Source organism: Streptomyces sp. CoH27 (genome assembly GCF_020181035.1).
Classification (GTDB): Bacteria; Actinomycetota; Actinomycetes; order Streptomycetales; family Streptomycetaceae; genus Streptomyces; species Streptomyces camelliae.
On the sequence record NZ_JAIQYY010000014.1, the window covers coordinates 100,665 to 120,343 of the forward strand.

Sequence of the window (19,679 nt, forward strand, 5' to 3'; positions counted from 1 at the left end):
TGCGGCTGAGCCCTCGGCCGCGGGGCCCTCGGCGGAGGCGGCGGCCGGGTCGGCGGTGGAGGCTGCGTCGGCGGTGGAGCCCTCGGCTGAGCCGTCGGCGGACGCTGCCGCCGAGGGGGCGTTGCGGCCCTCGGCGGAGGCGGCGGCTGAGCCTTCGGCGGACGCTGCTGCCGGGTCGGCGGCTGAGCCCTCGGCGGACGCTGCTGCCGGGTCGGCGGCGGAGGCCAGGGAGGCGGGGGCGGTCGAGGGGTCGTGCTGGTCGGTCACTCCTCGACCGTATCCGGATCCGGGTGGGCCTCCGCGTCCTGGTGGTCGTCGCCGGCCGCGCGTATCGCCTCGGGTGCGACTCCCTCCGCCTGTCGTATCGCGTCCCGGTACGCACGCGCCGCCGCCCGCAGGGCCGCCTCCGGGTCCACGCCCTCCGCGTCGGCGCGGGCGGCCAGCGCGAGGAGTTCGTAGCCGATGCCCTGTCCCTGGGGCAGCGGGACCTCCAGGCCGGCCGTGCGGGCGCGGGAGGTGAGCTTGGCGGCGAGGGCCAGGCCGGGCTGGCCGAGCGGGACGCCCTCCGTGACCGAGGTGCGGCGCTTCTCCTCGGCCTTGGTGCGCAGCCAGTGCTCCTTGACGTCCTCCGGGGTCTCGGCCTTCTCGTCGCCGAAGACGTGCGGATGGCGGTGGATGAGCTTGGCGACGATGCCGCCCGCCACGTCGTCGACCGAGAACGGTGCGTCCGGATGCTCCTCGGCGATCCGGGAGTGGAAGACGACCTGGAGGAGGACGTCGCCCAGCTCCTCGCGCAGCTCCTCCCGGTCACCGGCCTCGATCGCCTCGACCAGCTCGTAGGCCTCCTCGATGCCGTACTTGGCGAGGCCCTCGTGCGTCTGCCGGGAGGACCAGGGGCACTCGGCCCGGATCCGGTCCATGACCTGCACCAGGTCCAGCAGACGGGCGCCGGGCAGGTCGTAGGAGGCGGGCAGCAGCTCCAGCTCCGGCATGGTGACCCGGCCGGAGCCGGCCAGCCGGGCCAGGCCGTCGGTGAGCGCGGGCTCGCCCTCGGCCGTGGCCACGACCACCACCGTCCGCCCGTCGGCGCAGGCGTCCACCAGCTCCTGTGCGGTGGGGGCCGCCTCGGCCACCGTTATGCCGGCCTCGCGCAGATACGGCAGCTGCGGATGCGCGCCGTCCGCGCACAGCACGGCGTCGGCCGCGTGCAGGGCCTGCCAGGCGGGCCAGGACAGCAGGCCGGGGGCGACGCGGTGGCTGGTGGTGAGCAGGACGATACGGCCGGGGTCGGCCGCGGGGGCGAGGTCGGAGCTGGATGCGTTCACGATCCGAACGTAACCCACGGCGGGAGAGAGCGGATTTGGTTATCCACAGGCCGGGGAGATTCTGTGATCGTATGCCCGAGGCCTGCGCCCGAGGCGGTCTGCCGTACCGTTCCGGCACCCGCCCCGGCGCTGTGGTCCGGCCCTCGCTACGCGATCGCCGGCGCTCCGCCCGCGGCGCTGGTCGTGACCTCCCGCACCCACGGTGTCTTCGCGTCCACCCGGCTGCTCTTCTGCACGTCCCAGGTGCCGTAGCGCGGGTTGAGGTCGATGTGGAGTTCCTGGGAGGCCGTGGACAGCGCCTTCCAGAACGCGGGCTGGCTGGTGTCGGTGCCGAGCTTCGTCGCCAGCTTCTGCGCCTCCAGCTGGAGCCGGAGGTTGTCGTCGAGGCGGGCCGGGGCGATGCCGTACTTCTGGAGCCAGGCCGTCTCCAGGGCCTTGGCGCCCCCCGCCTGCTGTTCCAGGCCCGCGCGCATCTGCTCGACCTCGTTGGGGGTCACCGAGATGCCCTCGTCGTGCGCCGCCCGCTGCAGCACCTGGTCGAGGACCATGTTGTGCAGGGTGTCGCGGGTGAGGCTGCTGGTGGAGGCGAGGACCTGCTGGTACTGGGCCTCGTCCGGCACCGCGGCCCGCTGCGCTCTGCGGACCTCGTTGACCCGGCTCTCCAGCTGGCCGACGGTGATCCGCTGCCCTCCGACGACGGCCGCGGCGCCCGGATGCGCATCGTTTCCGCAGGCGGTCAGGAGGGGTGCCGCGGCGGCGATCGCGGCGGTGAGGACGAACGCGGTGCGACGGCGGCGGTGCAAGGAAACCTCCAAGGGGAGATTGTGCGACGGTGCACAAAGTCTTGCGGTGATCGATGGTAGGCAGTGGGAAGGCTGGGGCCAACCCATTCGACCAACGATTCACGCGTGCTTCGGGCACCGTCACGCCCGCCGCTCCCGCCACTGCGGACTCAGCCGGTGATGGCCACCGGCGCGTCCCAGGCGTCGCGGTCGACGGTGAGGGTGACGCCGCCGTACGTCTCCTTGCTGTTGACCAGGTACTGGTGGCCGCGGCTGTGGTTGGTGAACTGGGTCGCGCCCCACGGCCAGTCCGTGGTCGTCGTGTTCTGCTTGTCCCACAGCGCGTACCAGAGGTTGCCCGGCAGATCCGTCTTGTCCGTGGCGGTCGCGATGGCCTTGGCGCTGGAGCTGGAGAAGCCGTAGTAGCCGCTGCGGTACGTCTTCGCGCGCAGCCCCTTGTCGAAGGCACGCACGTAGGTGAGCACGGCGTTGTTGCACGCCGTGTTCGTGATGTCGTACGGCTCCATGTCGAGGTAGACCGGGCTGCCCGCCTTCATGCCGAGCGCGGAGGCCTTGGTGACGGCGTCGGCGGCGTCCTGGGTGCCGAGGGAGGCGGCCGTGGACGCGGTCAGCTTCTCCGGGTTGGAGCCGGACTGGCAGGGCGGCTGTGCGCCGACGTAGATCGGGATGAGCTTCCAGCCGGTCGAGCTGACCGACTTCACCCAGGAGGCGGTGAGGTTGGGCTGGGCGCAGCCGCGGTTCTTGCCGCCCACGTAGACGGCGGCGGCGCCGTAGAAGCCGGTGTTCCAGGCCTTCATCGCGGACAGCGAGGGCGCGGTGCAGGTGTCGAACGCGCGCCCCGTGAACGTCTTCTGTGCCGGCCACGTGGTGGCGGCCATGGAGGTCTGCGCGGCGATTCCGGCTCCGGTGACCACGGCGGCACCCGCCACCGCCCAGGTGATGTATCTGCGCTTCTTCGACTGCCGATGCCCGGCCATGAGCCCACCCCTTGCGTATGTCGCCTCTGCCTCACCTGGCAGAGCGAAGCGCAAGGTATCAACTGCTCCCGTCAGCCGCGCACCTGGCCCAGCCACTGGAGCGTGCGCCGGATCTCCAGGGCCATCGGATGACCGGGGCCGTGCAGCCGCTCGACGTCCATCAGCAGCCGCGCGAGCGTGTCGTGGGCAGCCGGCCGGTCGCCGAGGGCGAGCAGGAGATGGCCGATGCGCCGGCGCACCTCGTGGGCGAGCTGCGGGTCGCCGGAGACGTACTGGTTCTCGTAGTACGGCAGCAGCGCGCGGTACTCGGCGAGCGCCGCCGCCGGATCGCCCAACTGCTCCAGGCACTGCGCGGCCTCGTAGCGGTAGCGCAGGGACTGCGGGTCGGCCTGGCCGGCCTCGGCGGCGCGTTCGGCGGCGAGCCGGCGCAGTTCGGGCAGCGCGCGCCGGTACTGGCCGTCGTCCATGAGCGTGGCCGCGTACTGCTTGCGCAGGGTGCGTACGACCGGGGAGTGCTCGCCGTGCTGTTCGGCGGCGGCGGGCAGGATCGCGCCCAGGATGTCCACGGCCTGGGTGATGCGCCCCTCCCCCAGCAGCCGCTTGACCTCGTCCACGGCCGCGGCGACGTCGGGCCTCCCGGCCGCAGGCGGCGCGGGCGCGACGGAGGCAGGCCGGGGCGCGGGGGTCCGCGCGCGGTCCGGCCAAGGGGCGTGCGGGCGCAGGAAGGGGCGCGTGGGGTCCAGGGGCGCCCCGGTGGGCATCCCGCGCGCGGGCAGGAGCGGCGCCAGGTCCTCGTACACCTCCTGCGCGGAGGCCGGCCGGTGCTGCGGGTCCTTGGCGAGCAGCCGCAGGACGAGCGTCTCCAGCGCCTCGGGGACCTCGGGGCGGATACGGCGCACCGGCTGCGGGGGCTCGTACAGGTGCCGGTGCAGCACGCCGAGCGCCGTGGAGCCGGCGAACGGGACGTCGCCGCTGAGCAGTTCGTGCAGCAGCACACCGAGCGCGTACAGGTCGGTGTACGGGCCGACCGCACCGCCCATCGCCTGCTCCGGCGCCATGTAGGCGGGCGAGCCGATGGGGGAGCCGGTGTGGGTCAGGCGGGTGGTGTCGGTGTCCATGACCGAGGCCACGCCCAGGTCGAGCACGGTGACCGTGCCGTCCTGCTTCACCATCACGTTGCGCGGCTTGAGGTCGCGGTGGACGATCGGCACGGCGTGCACGGCGCTCAGCACGGCGCACAGTTGCGCGGCCACCGCGACCGCCCACTGCCACGGGTACGGGTCGTGCTCGGCGAGATGGTCGGACAGGTCGGCGCCGTCGACGTACTGCATGACGAGGAACAGCTCCTCGCCCTCGCTGCCCGCGTCGTGCACGGTGACCAGACCGGGGTGATCGACCTGTGCGGTCACCCGGCACTCGCGCAGGAACCGGCGGCGCAGCTCGTCCGCCTCGTGGCCCGCCACCTTGTCGGGGCGCAGCAGCTTCACCGCCACACGCCGGTCCAGCCGCCGGTCGTACGCCGTCCACACCTGGCCCATGCCGCCCTGCCCGATGAGCGTGGACAGTTCGTACCGGCCGGCGACGACACGTCCTGTCGCCACGCTCACCTTCCGCCCTCGTGGCTGCCCTGCCCGCCGTCGTGCCGGCCGTCGTGCTGGCGCAGGTAGTCGCTCAGCTCGTCCAGTTCGGCACGCACCTGTTCGATGTGGGAGGGCGCCGGACGCCGAGGGGGTGCGGGGACATGCGGCTGGGGCGCGGAGGTGTGCGGCATCGGGGGCGGGGCGTACGGGAGTTGTGGCGTGCTCGGCCTGCTCGGAGCGGTCGTCACGGTGAACGGCGACGCGGGCCGCGGGTATCCGTAGCCCGGCACGAACGGCACCTGCCCGGCGTAGGCCTGACGGAGTCGATGGAAGTGGCGTATGTCCGCGTAGAGGTAGTAGCCGGTGCAGGCGACGGCGTTCAGCAGCAGCATGCTCATGCCCAGGGTGCCGTTCGGCGAGCTGAAGTCGTCGGTGTGGTCGGTGCTGAAGAGTGCGAAGCACATGCCGAGGACCACCACGGATCCACCGAAGAACCACCACTCGGCGGGCCTGCGGGACACGATCGCCGCGCGCAGCGGCGCCACCCACGCCAGGAATCCGATGCTGAGAAGCGCCACTGCCACGAAGATCACGCGCCACAGGACCAGCACCCAGGTCGAGGGTGGCTGCGGCGGAGGCGGCGCGTAGCCGTGGCCTTGCATGGCTGCTCCTGGAGGCCTGATGCGTGCGGACGTGTGTGCTGAGTCCGAGCGTATAGGCCGCCACGGACAGCCGGTTCCGGGTGTACCGAACCGTTGCCGTGCGCCGGGCCCTCAGTCCGGTGCCACCGTCCCGTCCGTCAGCCCGTCGTACATCCCGCGCACGAGGTGCTCCCCGAGCCGGCTCGCGCGGCGCAGCGCCCGCTCGAACTCGTCGAGTGCGCGGAAGCGGGCGCCGTAGCGCCGTTGTTCGTCCAGCGGGAGCCGGGGCAGTTGCAGACGGCGCACGTCCAGCCGGGTCGCGGTGGAGGCATAGCTGCTGGCCTGCCGGTTGTTGGCGGTACCGCGCAGGAAGCCGGCGAGGAACCATGGGTCGAGCGCCGTGCGATCGGGGCGCAGAAGCACGAGGTTGCGCCCCAGGGCGGCGCCCTCCGTCGCCTCGTCGATCACGCGCGCCACCGAGCCCCCGCCGAGCACCGGTACGACGACATCGCCCGGCTCGGTCAGCACGGCCTCCTCCTCGCTCTCCGGAAGCGCTCCGGAGGGTGCCGTTCCGGCGAGGACGTCGTGGTCGGTGAGCACGGGCACGCGCACGTGGCCGCCGTTTCCGCCCGTGCGCATCACCAGGGCGCCGCCGCGCGCGAGTTCACCGATGGTGGTGAGCGGCCAGCGCGCGCCCGGCGCGGGGGCGGCCGGGGGCGGCGTGAGGTCGGCGGTCAGGCGCAGGGTCGCGCCGAGGCGCTCGCGGACCGCCGTGAGCTGCTCCGCGCCGTCGGCCACGGCCTCCGGCGGCAGATGGCGGGCGGGCGCGAGGTCGACGTCGTCGTCGAGGAGTTCGATGACCGGCACGGACCGCGCGAGCCCCGGCCGCTCCGCCAGCCGCCCGGCGCGCTCGAAGGCCCGCCAGGCGTCCAGGACGGCCTCGCGCACCGCCGCCCAGTCCGGACCGCCACGCCCCTCGCTCGCGAACCTGCCCGTGTCCACGAGCAGCACCTCGGGCGCCACAGGCGTCCGCTCGGGCCGGCGCAGCACCCACACGTGCAGCGGGATGTTGTACGGCGGCGCCGCCCCGACCGGCAGCGCGACCACGGCCCTGAGCGCCCCGCGGCGCAGCAGGTCGGCGCGGATCCGGCGCCCGGAGCGGCGGGACGCGGCGGCCGGCGGCATCAGCAGCACAGCGGCGCCACCGTCGGCCAGCCGGGCCAGCGCGTGCTGCACCCAGGCCAGTTCGGACTCGGTGCGGGCCGGGAAGCCGTACTCCCAGCGGGGGTCGTAGGCGAGCTCGTCGTGACCCCAGTTCCGCTCGTTGAACGGCGGGTGGCACAGCACCGCATCGGCGCGCAGCTCCGGGTAGGCGTCGGCGCGCAGGGTGTCCCCGGCGGCACCGCGCACGCCGGCGCGGGAGTGCAGCGCGAGCCTCAGCGCGGTCAGCGCGGCCAGCTCGGGGACGCTGTCCTGGGCGTACAGCTCCTGGTCGGGGCGGGCGTCCACGGCGCGCAGCAGCGCACCGGTGCCGCAGGCCGGGTCCAGGACGATACGGGCGGGACCGGCGAGGTCGGCCATGAGTCCGGCCAGGTCGGCCGGGGTGAGCGTGTACTGGCGGGGGTTGGCGTCCAGGTGCCGCCCCACCAGGAACTCGAAGGCCTGCCGCGCCCCCACCTCGGCGGCCAGCTCCGCGGCGCCCCGGAGGAGGGAGACGGAGGAGAGGAGCTGGGGGCCGGTGGGAGGGCGCAGGGCGGAGGTGGGGTGCACGGAGGCGGGGTGCGCGGAGGCGGAGGTGGGGGTGGGGGTGGGGCTTGGCGTGGGGGTCGCGTGCGGGGCTTGCGGGGTCGGCGCGCTGTGAGCCGTCGGCGGGGTGTTCACAGGCTGCCCCGCTGGTGAAGGGTTCACAGCGGGCTGGGTGCGTGCGGGGTTCACACCATCGGGTACGGCTGCCGCGTCCGCACCGCGGCCTGTGGTTGCCGCGTCCGCACCACGGCCTGTGGTCACCGCATCCGCACCACGGCCTGTGGTCACCGCATGCGCACCACGGCCTGTGGTCACCGCGTCCGCACCACGGCCTGTGGTTGCCGCGTCCGCACCACGGCCTGTGGTTGCCGCGTCCGCACCACGGCCTGTGGCTACCGCATCCGCACCACGGCCTGTGGTCACCGCATCCGCAGCGAGCGCCGCCGAGGGCGCGTTCACGCCGGAGGCGGCCGGAGCAGTGTCCACATCCCGCGCCTCCCACGAGGTGTTCACACCCGGCGCGCCACCCGAGGTGTTCACACCCGATCCGGCGCCCACCGAGTTCACAGCCGCCGCGGCGCTCGCGCCCGTGCCCCCGTACCCGCCTCCGTGAGCTCCCCACGGCGCCCCACCGAAGCGCGAGGTCAGCACCTGCTCCAGTGCGCCGGTCAGCACTGCGGCCAGGCGGGCGTCGGAGCCCGCGCTCGCGTCGAGCCAGACCGCGGGGCGCTCGTGGATCAGCAACAGGGCGCAGCCGGTGTGCACCAGGGCGGTCAGCGGACCCTCGGGGTGGCCGACGAGTTGTTGCCAGACGCGTTCCCGCAGCGGCACCTCGGCGAGTTTGCCCTGCTTGCGAAGCCAGGCCTCGACCTCGGCGAGCGCGAAGGACGGGCTGGTCTCGGTGCCGCCGACCGGCTTGGGGAAGTCGGCGTGCCGACGGCGCCAGTTGCTGACGGCGGCGCGGCCCACTCCGGCGAGCCGGGCGATACCGGCCGCGGTCACCTCTGTCGCGTTCTCCTGCACGGCCCCGCTCCCCTCGTCCCGTGTGTGCGCCGAGCATACCGGCGTACACGGAATCGATGCATTCACGGCCGTGTACAAGACTAACCGTGCGAACCATGTTGACTCGGTTCACACGCTCTGCTCTTATTGACCCAGCGAACGAGCGGCCGCCGGAGGGGGAGGCCGCCACGTTGGGGAGGGAATTCGCCATGGGCATGAAGGCCAAGATCGCGCTGGGTGCCGTTGTGGGCGTCGTCGTCATCGGTACCGTGTCCGCGAACGCCGGAAGCAACGGCAAGAGCAGCGACGGTTCCGGCACGAGCGGCAAGGACTCCTCCGCCTCCGCCGAGCACCAGCCCGGCGGCAAGAAGGGCGAGAAGGGCTCGGGGGACGGCACGGCGGCCCCGAAGAAGGCCGCGATCGCCGGCGACGGCGACTTCCAGGTCGGCTCCGACGTGAAGCCGGGCACGTACCGCACCACCGGCAACACCGACGACATGTGCTACTGGGAGCGCGCCAAGGACGCCACCGGCAACACGGACTCGCTGCTGGCCAACGACAACGTCTCCGGCACGAGTTACGTGACGATCAAGGCCACCGACAAGATCTTCAAGTCCAGCGGCTGCACGGGCTGGGAGGCCGTCGACCCGAAGGCGAAGGGCACGCCCGCCTCCTCGATGAAGGGCAACGGGGGGATGTTCAAGGTCGGCACGGACGTCGCGCCCGGCACCTACCGGTCGACCGGCAACAAGGACGACTCCTGCTACTGGGAGCGCACCAAGGACGCCGAGCACGCCACGGACTCGGTCATCGCCAACGACAACGTGACCGGCACCGCCGTCGTGACCATCGCCCCCGGCGACGCCTACTTCAAGACCACCGGCTGCGGCGACTGGAAGAAGGCCTCCTGACCGGGACCCGCCGGTAACACCGCACGCCGTTCACACGCTCCATTCTCTGTTCTCCCTGTTCAACCATCCTCTGAAGGATCGTCATGCGCCACTCGTCCCGTGTAGCCACGCTGCTTGCCGTCGCGGCACTCCCGCTGGCCCTCACCGCCTGCTCCTCCGGTTCCTCCGACGCGTCCGCCGGCACCACGGCGAGCGCCGCGCCGGCCAAGGCGAAGGACGTGAACGCCGGTCTCGTCACCGGTACGCGGCTGAAGGAGGCGCTGGCGCCCGCGTCGGCCTTCCCGGCCGGGCTCACCCCCGAGGCGGACGGCACCGCGGACAGCGGCGGCCAGCTCCTCCCGCAGTCCGGCAAGAGCGCCGGCAAGCCGGACTGCACCCGGCTGGAGGGCACGTCCTGGATCCAGGTGACCGGCCTGAAGGGCGGCGTGTCGTTCGCGCAGAACGACTACGCGAACAAGGACAAGACCGAGGAAGTGGCCCAGGAGATCGACGAGTTCCAGGGCACGTCGGCGGCCGCGGTGATGAAGGATCTGCGGTCCGTCGCCGCCGAGTGCGCCGTGTTCACGGACACCGATGCCCACGCCAAGGTGAAGCTCGCGGGCCGGTCCGTGTCCGGACTCGGCGACGAGGCCTACACGATGTCCCTGACCAGCGGCGCCTGGCAGAACGGCACCACGCTCATCGCGGTCCGTTCCGGCACCTCGGTGGTCACCGTGCTGTCCACGGCGGGCAGCGACAACGGCGCCGCGTCCGCACGGACGGTGACGACGCGGATCCTGGGCTCCCTGAAGGACCTCAAGACCGCCTGATCCAAGGGGCGCGTCCCCGCCCGTGTACCAACCGCGCGTGAGCCGCGGCCTCCGGGTCGCGGCTCACGCGTGTGCGCCTCAGAGCGCGTGCCGCATCCACACGTTCGGCTCGACGTACACGCCGTACCCGCGCTCCGCCTCGCAGCGCACCGGTACCAGCGCGCCGGGCACCTCGACGTCCCCCGTGGTGTCGAACGGCAGCCCCGTCCAGCGGCGCCAGTCCGCCAGCGGGGCGCCCACCGTCATGGAGGCGGGGGCGATCGAGTCGATGTGCGCGCCCGCGCGCGCGTGGACGCGCAGCCACGGGTCCTCCGGCAGCCCGTCGGGGCGCACGCGGTGGGCGTACTCGGTGATCGGAGTGCGCGGTTCGCGGTGCTTGGCGCTGGGGCGGACGGGGGCGACGACCTCGCGGAAGCCGTGGGCACGCGCGTTGTCCCGCATCGCCGCGAGCATGACGGCGGGCAGGCCGTGGCCCTGGGCGTGCGGGGCGATGGTGACGGAGATGGCGCTGACCGTGTCCGGGCGGGTGCCGCGGCGCAGGTCGGCGAAGGCCCAGAGCAGGACCTCGTCCCAGCCCCGCGCGGGCAGCGCGCCCCGGCCGTCGGCGTCGAGGGCGAAGGGCACGCTGAAGGCGTGGGCGACGATCTCGCCGTGCTGGTCCTCGGCGAACAGCACGTACTCGGGCAGTTCGGCGGGGATACGGCCGTAGCACGCGCCGCCCACGGGGTCGTTGGTCACGAACTCGGGCCATGTGTCGGCCATCTCGAACACCGCGCGCAGCCGGTCGGGCCGCTCGGCGATGCTGCTCACCTGGACGTTCATGACGCCCACGGTAGGTGCCGGCCTCCTGGGGCGCGTACCGGTTTGTTCGCGCCGGCTCGCTCTTGTCCGCGCCGATTCACCGCGCCTTGAAGCGCTGCGGTGCCTCGGTCGGGTTGCCGCCGGCGGGGAGTTTCTGGTTCGGGCAGCCGGCGAGGACCTTCTTCATCGCGGCCTTCTCGGCTGCGGTGACCCACAGGCCGTACTTCTTCTTCACGGCGACCTGGGTGGCGACATAGGTGCAGCGGTACGCCCCGTTCGGCGGGAGCCAGGTGGCCGCGTCGCCGTCGCCCTTGCCGCGGTTGGTGCTCGCGTCGACCGCGATGAGGTTGAGGGGGTCGTTGGCCAGCGCTATGCGCTTGCCGGCGTCCCAGTACTGGGCGCCCTTCTGCCAGGCGTCGGAGAGCGGGACGACGTGGTCGATGTCGACCTGGCTGGCGCCGCGCCGATAGGTGATCTCCTTGCCGGAGTAGGGGTCGGGTTCGAGCAGGCCGTAGGTGACCCGGCAGGTGCCGCCGGTGAACTTCACGTCCTTCAGATCGCGCTTGAGTATGTCGTCGCGGGTGTCGCAGGAGTTGGAGTCGGTGTCCGCCCAGGCCGTGCCGAACCGGGCACGGGAGTAACCGGTCTGCGGGGCCCGCCCCTTGACGGTCAGCGAGTCGACGGCGGCCATGACCGCGCCCCCGCCGCCGGACCGCTCGGGCCCGGAGGCCCCTGTGGTCTTGTCCTTGCTGCAGCCGGTCACGGCCGCCAGCACCACCATCGCGGTGATCGCCCCGCCCCTCAGACGCCTCACGGTACGTCCCCTCGCTCGGCCTGGTCCCCCTCGGTCACAGGGGGAATCGTTCCTTCCCTCACGTTAACCGCCCAGCGCCCGAGTGCAGATGAGACCTGAAGGGGTGCTTCGGGGCAATCCGTGGCCCAGTTGGGACATGCGGAGCCTGTCCGGGGGAGCGTGACGGCGGAACCTGTGCGCCCGGTCACTCCGCGCCCCGGCGGCTTGACCTTGACGCCGGTGTCAGGGTCCGACGATCCCCGCATGAACAACGACAGCGCCCAGCAGCCCCGTACCGTCCTCGTCACCGGCGCCGGCACCGGCATCGGCCGGGCCACCGCGCGCGCGTTCGCCGCCGAGGGCGCCCGGGTCGTCGCCGTCGGCCGCCGCGCGGAGCCTTTGGCCGAGACCGCCGACGGGCACCCTGGCGTCACCCCGCTGCCCGCCGACCTGACCGCGGAGGACGGCCCGGAGACCGTCGTACGGGCCGCACTGGAGCGGTACGGCCGGATCGACGTCCTGGTCAACAACGCGGGGGTGGTCACCACCGACTCCCTGCGCACCTACACCCGTACCTCGGTACGACCGCTGCTGGAGACCAACCTCCTGGCCTGTTCGTAGTGCCGCAGGGCGCGCGGCGACGCCCCGGTCGCCGCCGCCAGCTCTCCGATCCTCATGCCCCTCCGGCTCCTACGACCCCAGGATCGAGGCGAGGAACTCGCCGACCCAGCCCAGCAGTTCGCGGCCGACCAGCGGCTTGCCGCCGACCTTCGCGGTCTTCGGGCGCGGGACCAGGATCTGGTGTACGGCCGGCTTGATGACCGTGCCCGGGTACAGGCGCTTGACCCGCAGCTCCTGCGACTCGCGCAACTCCACCGGCGCGAAGCGGATGTTGGTGCCTTGCAGGACGATCTCGCCGACGCCGCACGCGCGCGCGAGCATCCGCAGCCCGGCCACCAGCAGCAGGTTCTCCACCGGCTCGGGCAGCTTGCCGTAGCGGTCGGTGAGTTCCTCGCGGACGGCCTTGATGTCCTCCTCGGAGTTGGCGGAGGCGATGGCGCGGTAGGCCTGCAGACGCAGGCGCTCGCCGGGGGCGTAATCGTGCGGGACGTGCGCGTCGACGGGCAGCTCGATCTTGACTTCGAGCGGCGTCTCCTCCTCGATCTCGCCGGTCTCCAGCTGGCGCCGGTAGTCGGCGACCGCCTCGCCGACCATGCGGACGTACAGGTCGAAGCCGACGCCCGCGATGTGGCCGGACTGCTCGCCGCCGAGCAGGTTGCCGGCGCCGCGGATCTCCAGGTCCTTCATCGCCACGTACATGCCGGCGCCCATCTCGGTGTGCTGGGCGATGGTGGCGAGCCGCTCGTGCGCGGTCTCGGTGAGCGGCTTCTCCGGCGGGTACAGGAAGTACGCGTATCCGCGCTCACGCCCTCGGCCGACGCGGCCGCGCAGCTGGTGCAGCTGGGACAGCCCGAAGGTGTCACCACGCTCCACGATGAGCGTGTTGGCGTTGGAGATGTCGATGCCGGACTCGACGATCGTGGTCGAGACGAGCACGTCGAACCTCTTCTCCCAGAAGTCGACGACGACCTGCTCCAGCGCCTGCTCCGACATCTGGCCGTGCGCGGTGGCGATGCGTGCCTCGGGGACGATCTCGCGGAGTCGGGCCGCGGCTCTGTCGATGGACTCGACCCGGTTGTGGATGTAGAAGACCTGGCCCTCGCGCAGCAGTTCACGCCGGATGGCGGCGCCGATCTGCCGCTCCTCGTACGGTCCGACGAAGGTGAGCACCGGGTGGCGCTCCTCCGGGGGCGTGGTGATCGTGGACATCTCGCGGATGCCGGTGACCGCCATCTCCAGGGTGCGCGGGATGGGCGTGGCCGACATGGTCAGCACGTCGACGTTGGCGCGGAGCTTCTTCAGCTGCTCCTTGTGCTCGACGCCGAAGCGCTGCTCCTCGTCCACGATGACCAGGCCGAGGTCCTTGAACCTGGTCTCGGAGGAGAACAGCCGGTGGGTACCGATGACGACGTCCACCGCGCCGTCCTTCAGGCCCTCCAGGACGGCCTTCGCCTCGGTGTCGGTCTGGAAGCGGGACAGGGCCCTGACGTTGACCGGGAACTGGCCGTACCGCTCGGAGAACGTCCCGAAGTGCTGCTGCACCAGCAGCGTCGTCGGCACGAGGACGGCGACCTGCTTGCCGTCCTGTACGGCCTTGAAGGCGGCCCGCACCGCGATCTCGGTCTTGCCGTAGCCGACGTCGCCGCAGATCAGGCGGTCCATGGGGACCGACTTCTCCATGTCCTCCTTGACTTCGGCGATGGTGGTGAGCTGGTCCGGGGTCTCCGCGTACGGGAAGGCGTCCTCCAGCTCGCGCTGCCAGGGGGTGTCCGGGCCGAAGGTGTGTCCGGGGGCCGCCATGCGCGCGCTGTAGAGCTTGATCAGGTCGGCGGCGATCTCCTTGACGGCCTTCTTCGCGCGTGCCTTGGTCTTCGTCCAGTCCGCGCCGCCCAGGCGGTGCAGGGTGGGTGCCTCGCCGCCGACGTACTTGGTGATCTGCTCCAGCTGGTCGGTCGGAATGTACAGCCGGTCGCCGGGCTGGCCGCGCTTGGCGGGCGCGTACTCCACGACCAGGTACTCGCGGGTGGCGCCCTGGACGGTGCGCTGCACCATCTCGATGTAGCGGCCGACGCCGTGCTGTTCGTGGACGATGTAGTCGCCGGACTCCAGGCTGAGCGGGTCGATGGTCTTGCGGCGGCGGGCCGGCATCCGCGCGCCCTCGCGGCCCGCGGTGCGCTGGCCGGACAGGTCGGTCTCGGTGAGCACGGCGAGCTTCAGACCCGGGTCCACGAAGCCGTACTCGATCGAGCCGCAGGAGACGTGCACCACCGAGGGGGTCGGTTCGACCAGGTCGGCGTCGAGGCGGGCGGCGATGCCCTCGCCGCCGAGCACCTCCACCGTGCGGGCGGCCGGGCCGTGGCCCTCGGTGACGAACACCGCGCGCCAGCCGTCGGCGAGCCAGCCCTTGGTGTCGGCGAGCGCCCGCGCGGTGTCGCCGCGGTAGCTCTCGGGCGCGTGCATGCCGAGCTTGAGGGTGTCCGCGTCGCCCGCCGCGTCAGCAGCGAACGGCGAGACGGACCACCACATCATGTCCAGCTCGCGCGCGCGGTCGCGGATGTCGGCGATGGACCACAGGGAAGCCGCGCCGACGTCGATCGGGGCCTCGCCGCCGCCGGCGGTGGCCGCCCAGGAGGCCTGGAGGAACTCCTGGGAGGTGGCCACGAGGTCGGCCGCGCGCGTGCGGACCCGCTCCGGGTCGCAGACGACGGCCATGGCGCCCTTGGGCAGGACGTCGAGCAGCAGCTCCATGTCGTCGACCAGGACCGGGGCGAGGGACTCCATGCCCTCGACCGCGATGCCCTCGGCGATCTTGTTCAGGAGTTCACCCAGCTCCGGGTGCTCCTCGGCGAGGGCACGCGCACGTGCGCGGACATCGTCGGTGAGCAGCAGCTCGCGGCACGGCGGTGCCCACAGGCCGTGCTCGGCGACTTCGAGGGAGCGCTGGTCGGCGACCTTGAAGTAGCGGATCTCCTCGACGTCGTCGCCCCAGAACTCCACGCGCAGCGGGTGTTCCTCGGTGGGCGGGAACACGTCGAGGATGCCGCCGCGCACGGCGAACTCGCCGCGCTTCTCGACGAGCTCCACGCGCGCGTAGGCGGCGGCCGCGAGGGCTTCCACGACGTCGTTCAGGTCAGCCGTCTGCCCGGTCTTCAGGGACACCGGTTCCAGGTCGCCGAGGCCCTTGACCTGGGGTTGGAGCACGGAGCGTACGGGGGCGACGACGACGCAGACCGGGCCGGTCTCGGGGTCGTCCGGGCTCGGGTGAGCGAGGCGGCGCAGGACGGCGAGGCGCCGGCCGACGGTGTCGCTGCGCGGGCTGAGCCGCTCGTGCGGGAGGGTCTCCCAGGAGGGGTACTCCGCCACGCCCTCGGGGGGCAGCAGGGAGCGCAGGGCCGCGGCCAGGTCCTCGGCCTCGCGGCCGGTCGCGGTCACCGCGAGCACGGGGCGGCCGGTCTCGCGGGCGAGGGCGGCGACCGCGAAGGGGCGGGCCGCCGGGGGGCCGACCAGGTCGATGTGCATGCGGTTGCCGTCCCCGGCCGCCTTGGTCGCTTCCGCGAGGGCGGGGTCCTTGACGACGGCATCGAGCAGACCGTGCAGGCTCATGTGGGCTTTCCGTCCGAGGGGTGGGCAACGCAAGGCGCCCGGCGCGGGTGAGCGGCCGGGGGTGTCCAGCGTACGACTCCGTCGGGGTTGGCGCCGGAGCCTGTGGACAACTCCGCTTTCCGGTGGCCGGTGCCGCAGCGGGCCTTCCATGGGGCGAGACGACAACCCGGTGCCGGGAAGTCCCGCAGGACTCCCCGGCACCGGGTCTTTCCCCCGCAACCCCCGTATGCGGTGGTCGTCGGCCGCACGCCCCGGGGAGGGACCGTCGGCCAGGGTGGCGCCGCTAGTCGGTCGCGATCGCGTTCAGCACGTTCATCCGGCCGGCCCGGAACGCCGGGATCAGGGCGGCGAACAGGCCCACGAAGGCCGAGCCGACGAAGACCGTGATGATCGTCGGCCAGGGGATCTCCAGGATCTTCAGGCCCTGCAGCGCGAGGAGTTTCTGGGCGGTCGCGCCCCAGCCCATGCCCAGGCCGAGGCCGAGCAGGGCGCCGAAGAGGGCGATCACCACGGACTCCAGGCGGATCATGCGGCGCAGCTGGCGGCGGGAGAGTCCGATGGCCCGCATGAGGCCGATCTCCCGGGTCCGCTCGACCACCGACAGGGCCAGGGTGTTGACCACGCCCAGGACCGCCACGATGATCGCGAGCGCCAGCAGACCGTAGATCATGTTCAGCAGCTGGCCGATCTGGTCCTTCAGCGCCTTCTTGTAGTCGGTCTGGTCGCGCACGGTGAGCTGCGGGTAGTCGTCGTGCAGGGCCGACTTCAGGGCCTTGTACGCGGCGGCCTGCTGTCCGTCCTTGGCGGTGGCGAAGACCAGCTCGTCGAGCGGCATCTTCGCGGCGGGGACGTACTTGGCGAGTGTGGTGATCGACGTGTACTTGGCGCCCTGGTCGATCACGTCGTCGCTGCTGGTGATCGCCCGGACCGTGAGGTGGGCGGTGGCGCCGTCCTTGAACGCCACGGTGATCTTCGAACCGAGGTGGATGCCGTGGGCCTTGGCGAACTTGTCGTGGACGGACATCGAGTCGGGCAGGTAGGCGTCCTTGAGGTTCCCGGCGACGGTCTTCTTGCGCAGGTCGGTCGCGTAGGTCGGGTCGGCCGCGGTGATGTCGGTGTCCTTGAGCGTCTGGCCGTCCGGCGTGGTGAAGTCGGCCTGGGTCGGCTTGTACTCGGTGACCCGTGCGAGTGCCGGGTTGTCCTTGATGAGCCGGACCGCCTGCGGCACGACCCGCTGGCCGTTGTCCGCCTGGATGATGAAGTCCGTGCCGACGGTCTTGTCGAGCTGGTCGGTGGCGGAGGCGACCATGGAGGAGCCGACCACCGACAGGCAGGCCACCAGGGCCAGGCCGATCATCAAGGCCGCGCCGGTGGCGCCGGTGCGGCGCGGGTTGCGCAGCGCGTTGCGCTCGGCCATCCGCCCGACCGGACCGAAGATCCGCAGCAGGACCGCGCCGAGGACGCGGACCAGGCCGCCCGCGAGCAGCGGGCCGATGACCACGAACCCGATCAGTGTGAGGACCACCCCCAGGCCCAGCCAGCCGGAGCCGGTCTTGGCCTTGTCGGCGGTGGCGGCGACGTACAGGCTCCAGCCGCCGGCGCCGGTGAGCAGCAGGCCGAGCACGGCCCGGACCGCGCCGGCCCTGGCGTCGGCCGGGGCGCCCGCGTCGCGCAGGGCGGCCATCGGGGAGATCCGGCCGGCGCGCCGGGCGGGCAGGTAGGCGGCGAGGACGGTGACGATCACGCCGAGCAGCAGGCCCACGACGGGGGTCGTCCAGGCGATCGTCAGGTCGTCGGTCGACAGGTGCATGCCCATGCTGCCCATGAGCTTCATCAGGCCGACCGCGATGCCGACGCCCGCGCCGACACCGAGGACGGAGCCGAGGACGCCGAGCAGCAGAGCCTCGACCAGAACGGACCTGTTGACCTGCTTGCGGGACGAGCCGATGGCACGCATCAGGCCGATCTCGCGGGTGCGCTGGGCGACCAGCATGGAGAAGGTGTTGATGATCAGGAAGATGCCGACGAGGAAGGCGATCCCGGCGAAGCCGAGCATCGCGTACTTCATGACGTTCAGGAAGCTCTCGACGCTCTTCTGGTTGGCGTCGGCGACCTCCTTGGCGGTCTGCACCTTGTAGCCGTGGCCGAGGGCGGCCGTGACGTCCTTCTTCAGCTGGTCGTCGGTCACCCCGTGCGCGGCGGTGACGTTGACGTTGGTGTACACGCCGGTCTGTCCGACCAGGGCCTGCTGGGCGGTCGTGGTGTCGAGGTAGAAGATGGCCGCGCCGGGGTTGGTGACCTTGAAGGCGGCGATGCCGGACACGCGCGCGTGGTGGGTGCCGACGACCGAGATGATGCCGATGTCGTCACCGATCTTCAGGTGGTGCTTGTCGGCGGTGTCCTCGTCGACCATGACCTGGTCCGGGCCCTTCGGCGCCGTACCGGAGGTGACCTTCATGGTGCGGGCGTCGTTGCCGTTCCAGCTGCCCACGATGGTCGGGGCGCCGCTGCTCGGCGAGAGCTTGTCCTTCTTGGCGTCGATCACGGTGACCGAGGTGGAGAACACCGTGCCCTCGGCGGACCGGACGCCCTTGGTGCCGCGGACCGTGCCGACCACGGAGGCCGGCATCACCGGCGGCTTGCCGGTGCGGGAGACCGTCTCGCCGGTGTCGGAGGAGCCCTTCGCGCTGACCGTCACGTCCGACGACGTGGCCTGGAACAGCTTGTCGAAGGTGGTGTTCATGGTGTCGGTGAACACCAGCGTGCCGCACACGAACGCCACCGACAGCAGGACCGCGACCGCCGACAGCGCCATCCGGCCCTTGTGCGCGAAGAAGTTGCGCATCGAGGTCTTCAGGACGGTCATGACGTACGTCCCCGGGCGTCGAAGTCCTTCATGCGGTCCAGGACCTGATCGGCCGTCGGCTGGTACATCTCGTCGACGATCCGGCCGTCGGCGAGGTACAGCACGCGGTCCGCGTAGGAGGCGGCCACCGGGTCGTGCGTGACCATCACGATGGTCTGGCCGAGTTCGTCCACCGAGCGGCGCAGGAAGCCGAGAACCTCCGCCCCCGCGCGCGAGTCGAGGTTTCCGGTCGGCTCGTCCCCGAAGATGATCTCCGGGCGGGCGGCGAGCGCGCGGGCCACGGCGACACGCTGCTGCTGTCCGCCGGAGAGCTGGGTCGGCCGGTGCTTGAGCCGCCCGGCGAGACCGACGGTCTCCACCACGCGGTCCAGCCACGCCTTGTCGGGCTTGCGGCCCGCTATGTCCATGGGCAGCGTGATGTTCTCCAGCGCGTTCAGCGTCGGCAGCAGGTTGAACGCCTGGAAGATGAAGCCGATCCGGTCCCGGCGCAGCTGGGTGAGCTTCTTGTCCTTCAAGCCGGTGATCTCGGTCTCGTCCAGGTAGATCTGCCCGGAGGTGACGGTGTCGAGGCCGGCGAGGCAGTGCATCAGGGTGGACTTGCCGGACCCCGAGGGGCCCATGATCGCGGTGAACTGGCCGCGGGCGATGTCCACGTCGACCTGGTCGAGGGCGACGACACGGGTCTCCCCCGACCCGTAGGCCTTCACGACCTGCCGCGCCCGCGCGGCAACGGCCGTAGTCCCTCCAGTACCCCCGTGCCTGGGAATGGTCACAGCCGATGTCACGGTATGTCTCCTCTGCCGGTCGACAGGTCGATGGGTGGTGCCCGGTGCGCCACGGTGGCGCCCTGGTCTGACGTCGATGAGTCTCGCGGCCGGCGGGGGTGCCGCGCGCTGGTGCGAAGCCCCGTCTTTCCGTGGGGAAAACCCCACCCCTCCGGTGCGGTCAGCCGCCCCCCAGCGGCGTAAAGCCAGGTTAAGGACCGCCCAGGGGCGGTCTCCTCCTCCGCCGGGACGAACCCTCCCCGGGTCCTGGTACGGAGACACCCCTAGGGGTCCTCCACCCCGGGGCGGAGCCCGCCTCGGGGTCGCCTCCACCCTTCGACGCCCCGAGCCTCCACCCTCCCGTCGCGTCAGGGTCAAGTCGGGCTGCTCGTGGCAGGCTTTCGGGGCGCAGATAGCTGCAAGGGGCACGGGGTAGG

The 19,679-nt window shown here is 72.1% G+C and carries 14 protein-coding genes and 1 pseudogene; 3 read left to right on the forward strand and 12 right to left on the reverse strand.

What is annotated here, in order from left to right; translation table 11 throughout:
- Positions 1–263: 263 nt before the first annotated feature.
- The 6 genes from LE548_RS24530 to LE548_RS24555 form a co-directional block, all read right to left on the reverse strand.
- A complete protein-coding gene (locus LE548_RS24530; protein WP_225099108.1) occupies positions 264–1,325 on the reverse strand; it encodes a nucleoside triphosphate pyrophosphohydrolase in 1,062 nt (353 codons plus the stop codon).
- Between the two features lie 146 nt (positions 1,326–1,471).
- Positions 1,472–2,128, reverse strand: a complete 657-nt coding sequence (locus LE548_RS24535; protein WP_225099238.1) for a SurA N-terminal domain-containing protein — start codon at positions 2,126–2,128, stop codon at positions 1,472–1,474.
- Positions 2,129–2,277: 149 nt separating this feature from the next.
- Entirely contained in the window at positions 2,278–3,105 is an 828-nt protein-coding gene (locus tag LE548_RS24540; protein WP_225099109.1) for a glycoside hydrolase domain-containing protein, read from the reverse strand.
- A 71-nt stretch (positions 3,106–3,176) separates the two neighbouring features.
- A complete protein-coding gene (locus LE548_RS24545) occupies positions 3,177–4,670 on the reverse strand; it encodes a serine/threonine-protein kinase (protein WP_263636536.1) in 1,494 nt (497 codons plus the stop codon).
- A gap of 38 nt (positions 4,671–4,708) precedes the next feature.
- The gene (locus LE548_RS24550; RefSeq protein ID WP_225099111.1) at positions 4,709–5,347 is read right to left on the reverse strand and encodes a hypothetical protein; all 639 of its coding nucleotides are present in this window, start codon (positions 5,345–5,347) and stop codon (positions 4,709–4,711) included.
- A 111-nt stretch (positions 5,348–5,458) separates the two neighbouring features.
- The gene (locus tag LE548_RS24555; protein WP_225099112.1) at positions 5,459–8,095 is read right to left on the reverse strand and encodes an N-6 DNA methylase; all 2,637 of its coding nucleotides are present in this window, start codon (positions 8,093–8,095) and stop codon (positions 5,459–5,461) included.
- 188 nt (positions 8,096–8,283) lie between these two features.
- On the opposite strand from LE548_RS24555, the gene LE548_RS24560 reads away from it, so the two are divergent.
- Positions 8,284–8,985 (forward strand): hypothetical protein, encoded by a 702-nt coding sequence (locus LE548_RS24560; protein ID WP_225099113.1) that lies wholly within the window; start codon positions 8,284–8,286, stop codon positions 8,983–8,985.
- Positions 8,986–9,068: 83 nt separating this feature from the next.
- Entirely contained in the window at positions 9,069–9,794 is a 726-nt protein-coding gene (locus LE548_RS24565; protein WP_225099114.1) for a hypothetical protein, read from the forward strand.
- 78 nt (positions 9,795–9,872) lie between these two features.
- Here the strand turns inward: LE548_RS24565 and LE548_RS24570 are convergent, their stop codons facing one another.
- On the reverse strand, positions 9,873–10,616 hold the full coding sequence (locus tag LE548_RS24570; protein ID WP_225099115.1) for an N-acetyltransferase: 744 nt from the start codon (positions 10,614–10,616) through the stop codon (positions 9,873–9,875).
- A 76-nt stretch (positions 10,617–10,692) separates the two neighbouring features.
- A complete protein-coding gene (locus LE548_RS24575) occupies positions 10,693–11,409 on the reverse strand; it encodes an HNH endonuclease family protein (protein WP_225099116.1) in 717 nt (238 codons plus the stop codon).
- Positions 11,410–11,652: 243 nt separating this feature from the next.
- On the opposite strand from LE548_RS24575, the pseudogene LE548_RS24580 reads away from it, so the two are divergent.
- Positions 11,653–12,000: pseudogene (locus LE548_RS24580) on the forward strand (SDR family oxidoreductase); the annotation flags it as partial.
- Here the strand turns inward: LE548_RS24580 and LE548_RS46590 are convergent.
- The 4 genes from LE548_RS46590 to LE548_RS24595 form a co-directional block, all read right to left on the reverse strand.
- Positions 11,952–12,065, reverse strand: coding sequence for a MerR family DNA-binding transcriptional regulator (locus LE548_RS46590; protein ID WP_374116169.1), 114 nt, complete (start codon positions 12,063–12,065; stop codon positions 11,952–11,954). The pseudogene LE548_RS24580 and the gene LE548_RS46590 sit on opposite strands and share 49 nt — an antisense overlap.
- Positions 12,066–12,078: 13 nt before the next feature.
- The gene (mfd, locus tag LE548_RS24585) at positions 12,079–15,612 is read right to left on the reverse strand and encodes a transcription-repair coupling factor (RefSeq protein WP_225099117.1); all 3,534 of its coding nucleotides are present in this window, start codon (positions 15,610–15,612) and stop codon (positions 12,079–12,081) included.
- Positions 15,613–15,895: 283 nt separating this feature from the next.
- Positions 15,896–18,478 (reverse strand): ABC transporter permease, encoded by a 2,583-nt coding sequence (locus tag LE548_RS24590; protein ID WP_225099118.1) that lies wholly within the window; start codon positions 18,476–18,478, stop codon positions 15,896–15,898.
- On the reverse strand, positions 18,475–19,263 hold the full coding sequence (locus LE548_RS24595; RefSeq protein WP_225099119.1) for an ABC transporter ATP-binding protein: 789 nt from the start codon (positions 19,261–19,263) through the stop codon (positions 18,475–18,477). The genes LE548_RS24590 and LE548_RS24595 overlap by 4 nt, the downstream gene beginning before the upstream one ends.
- Between the last annotated feature and the right edge of the window lie 416 nt (positions 19,264–19,679).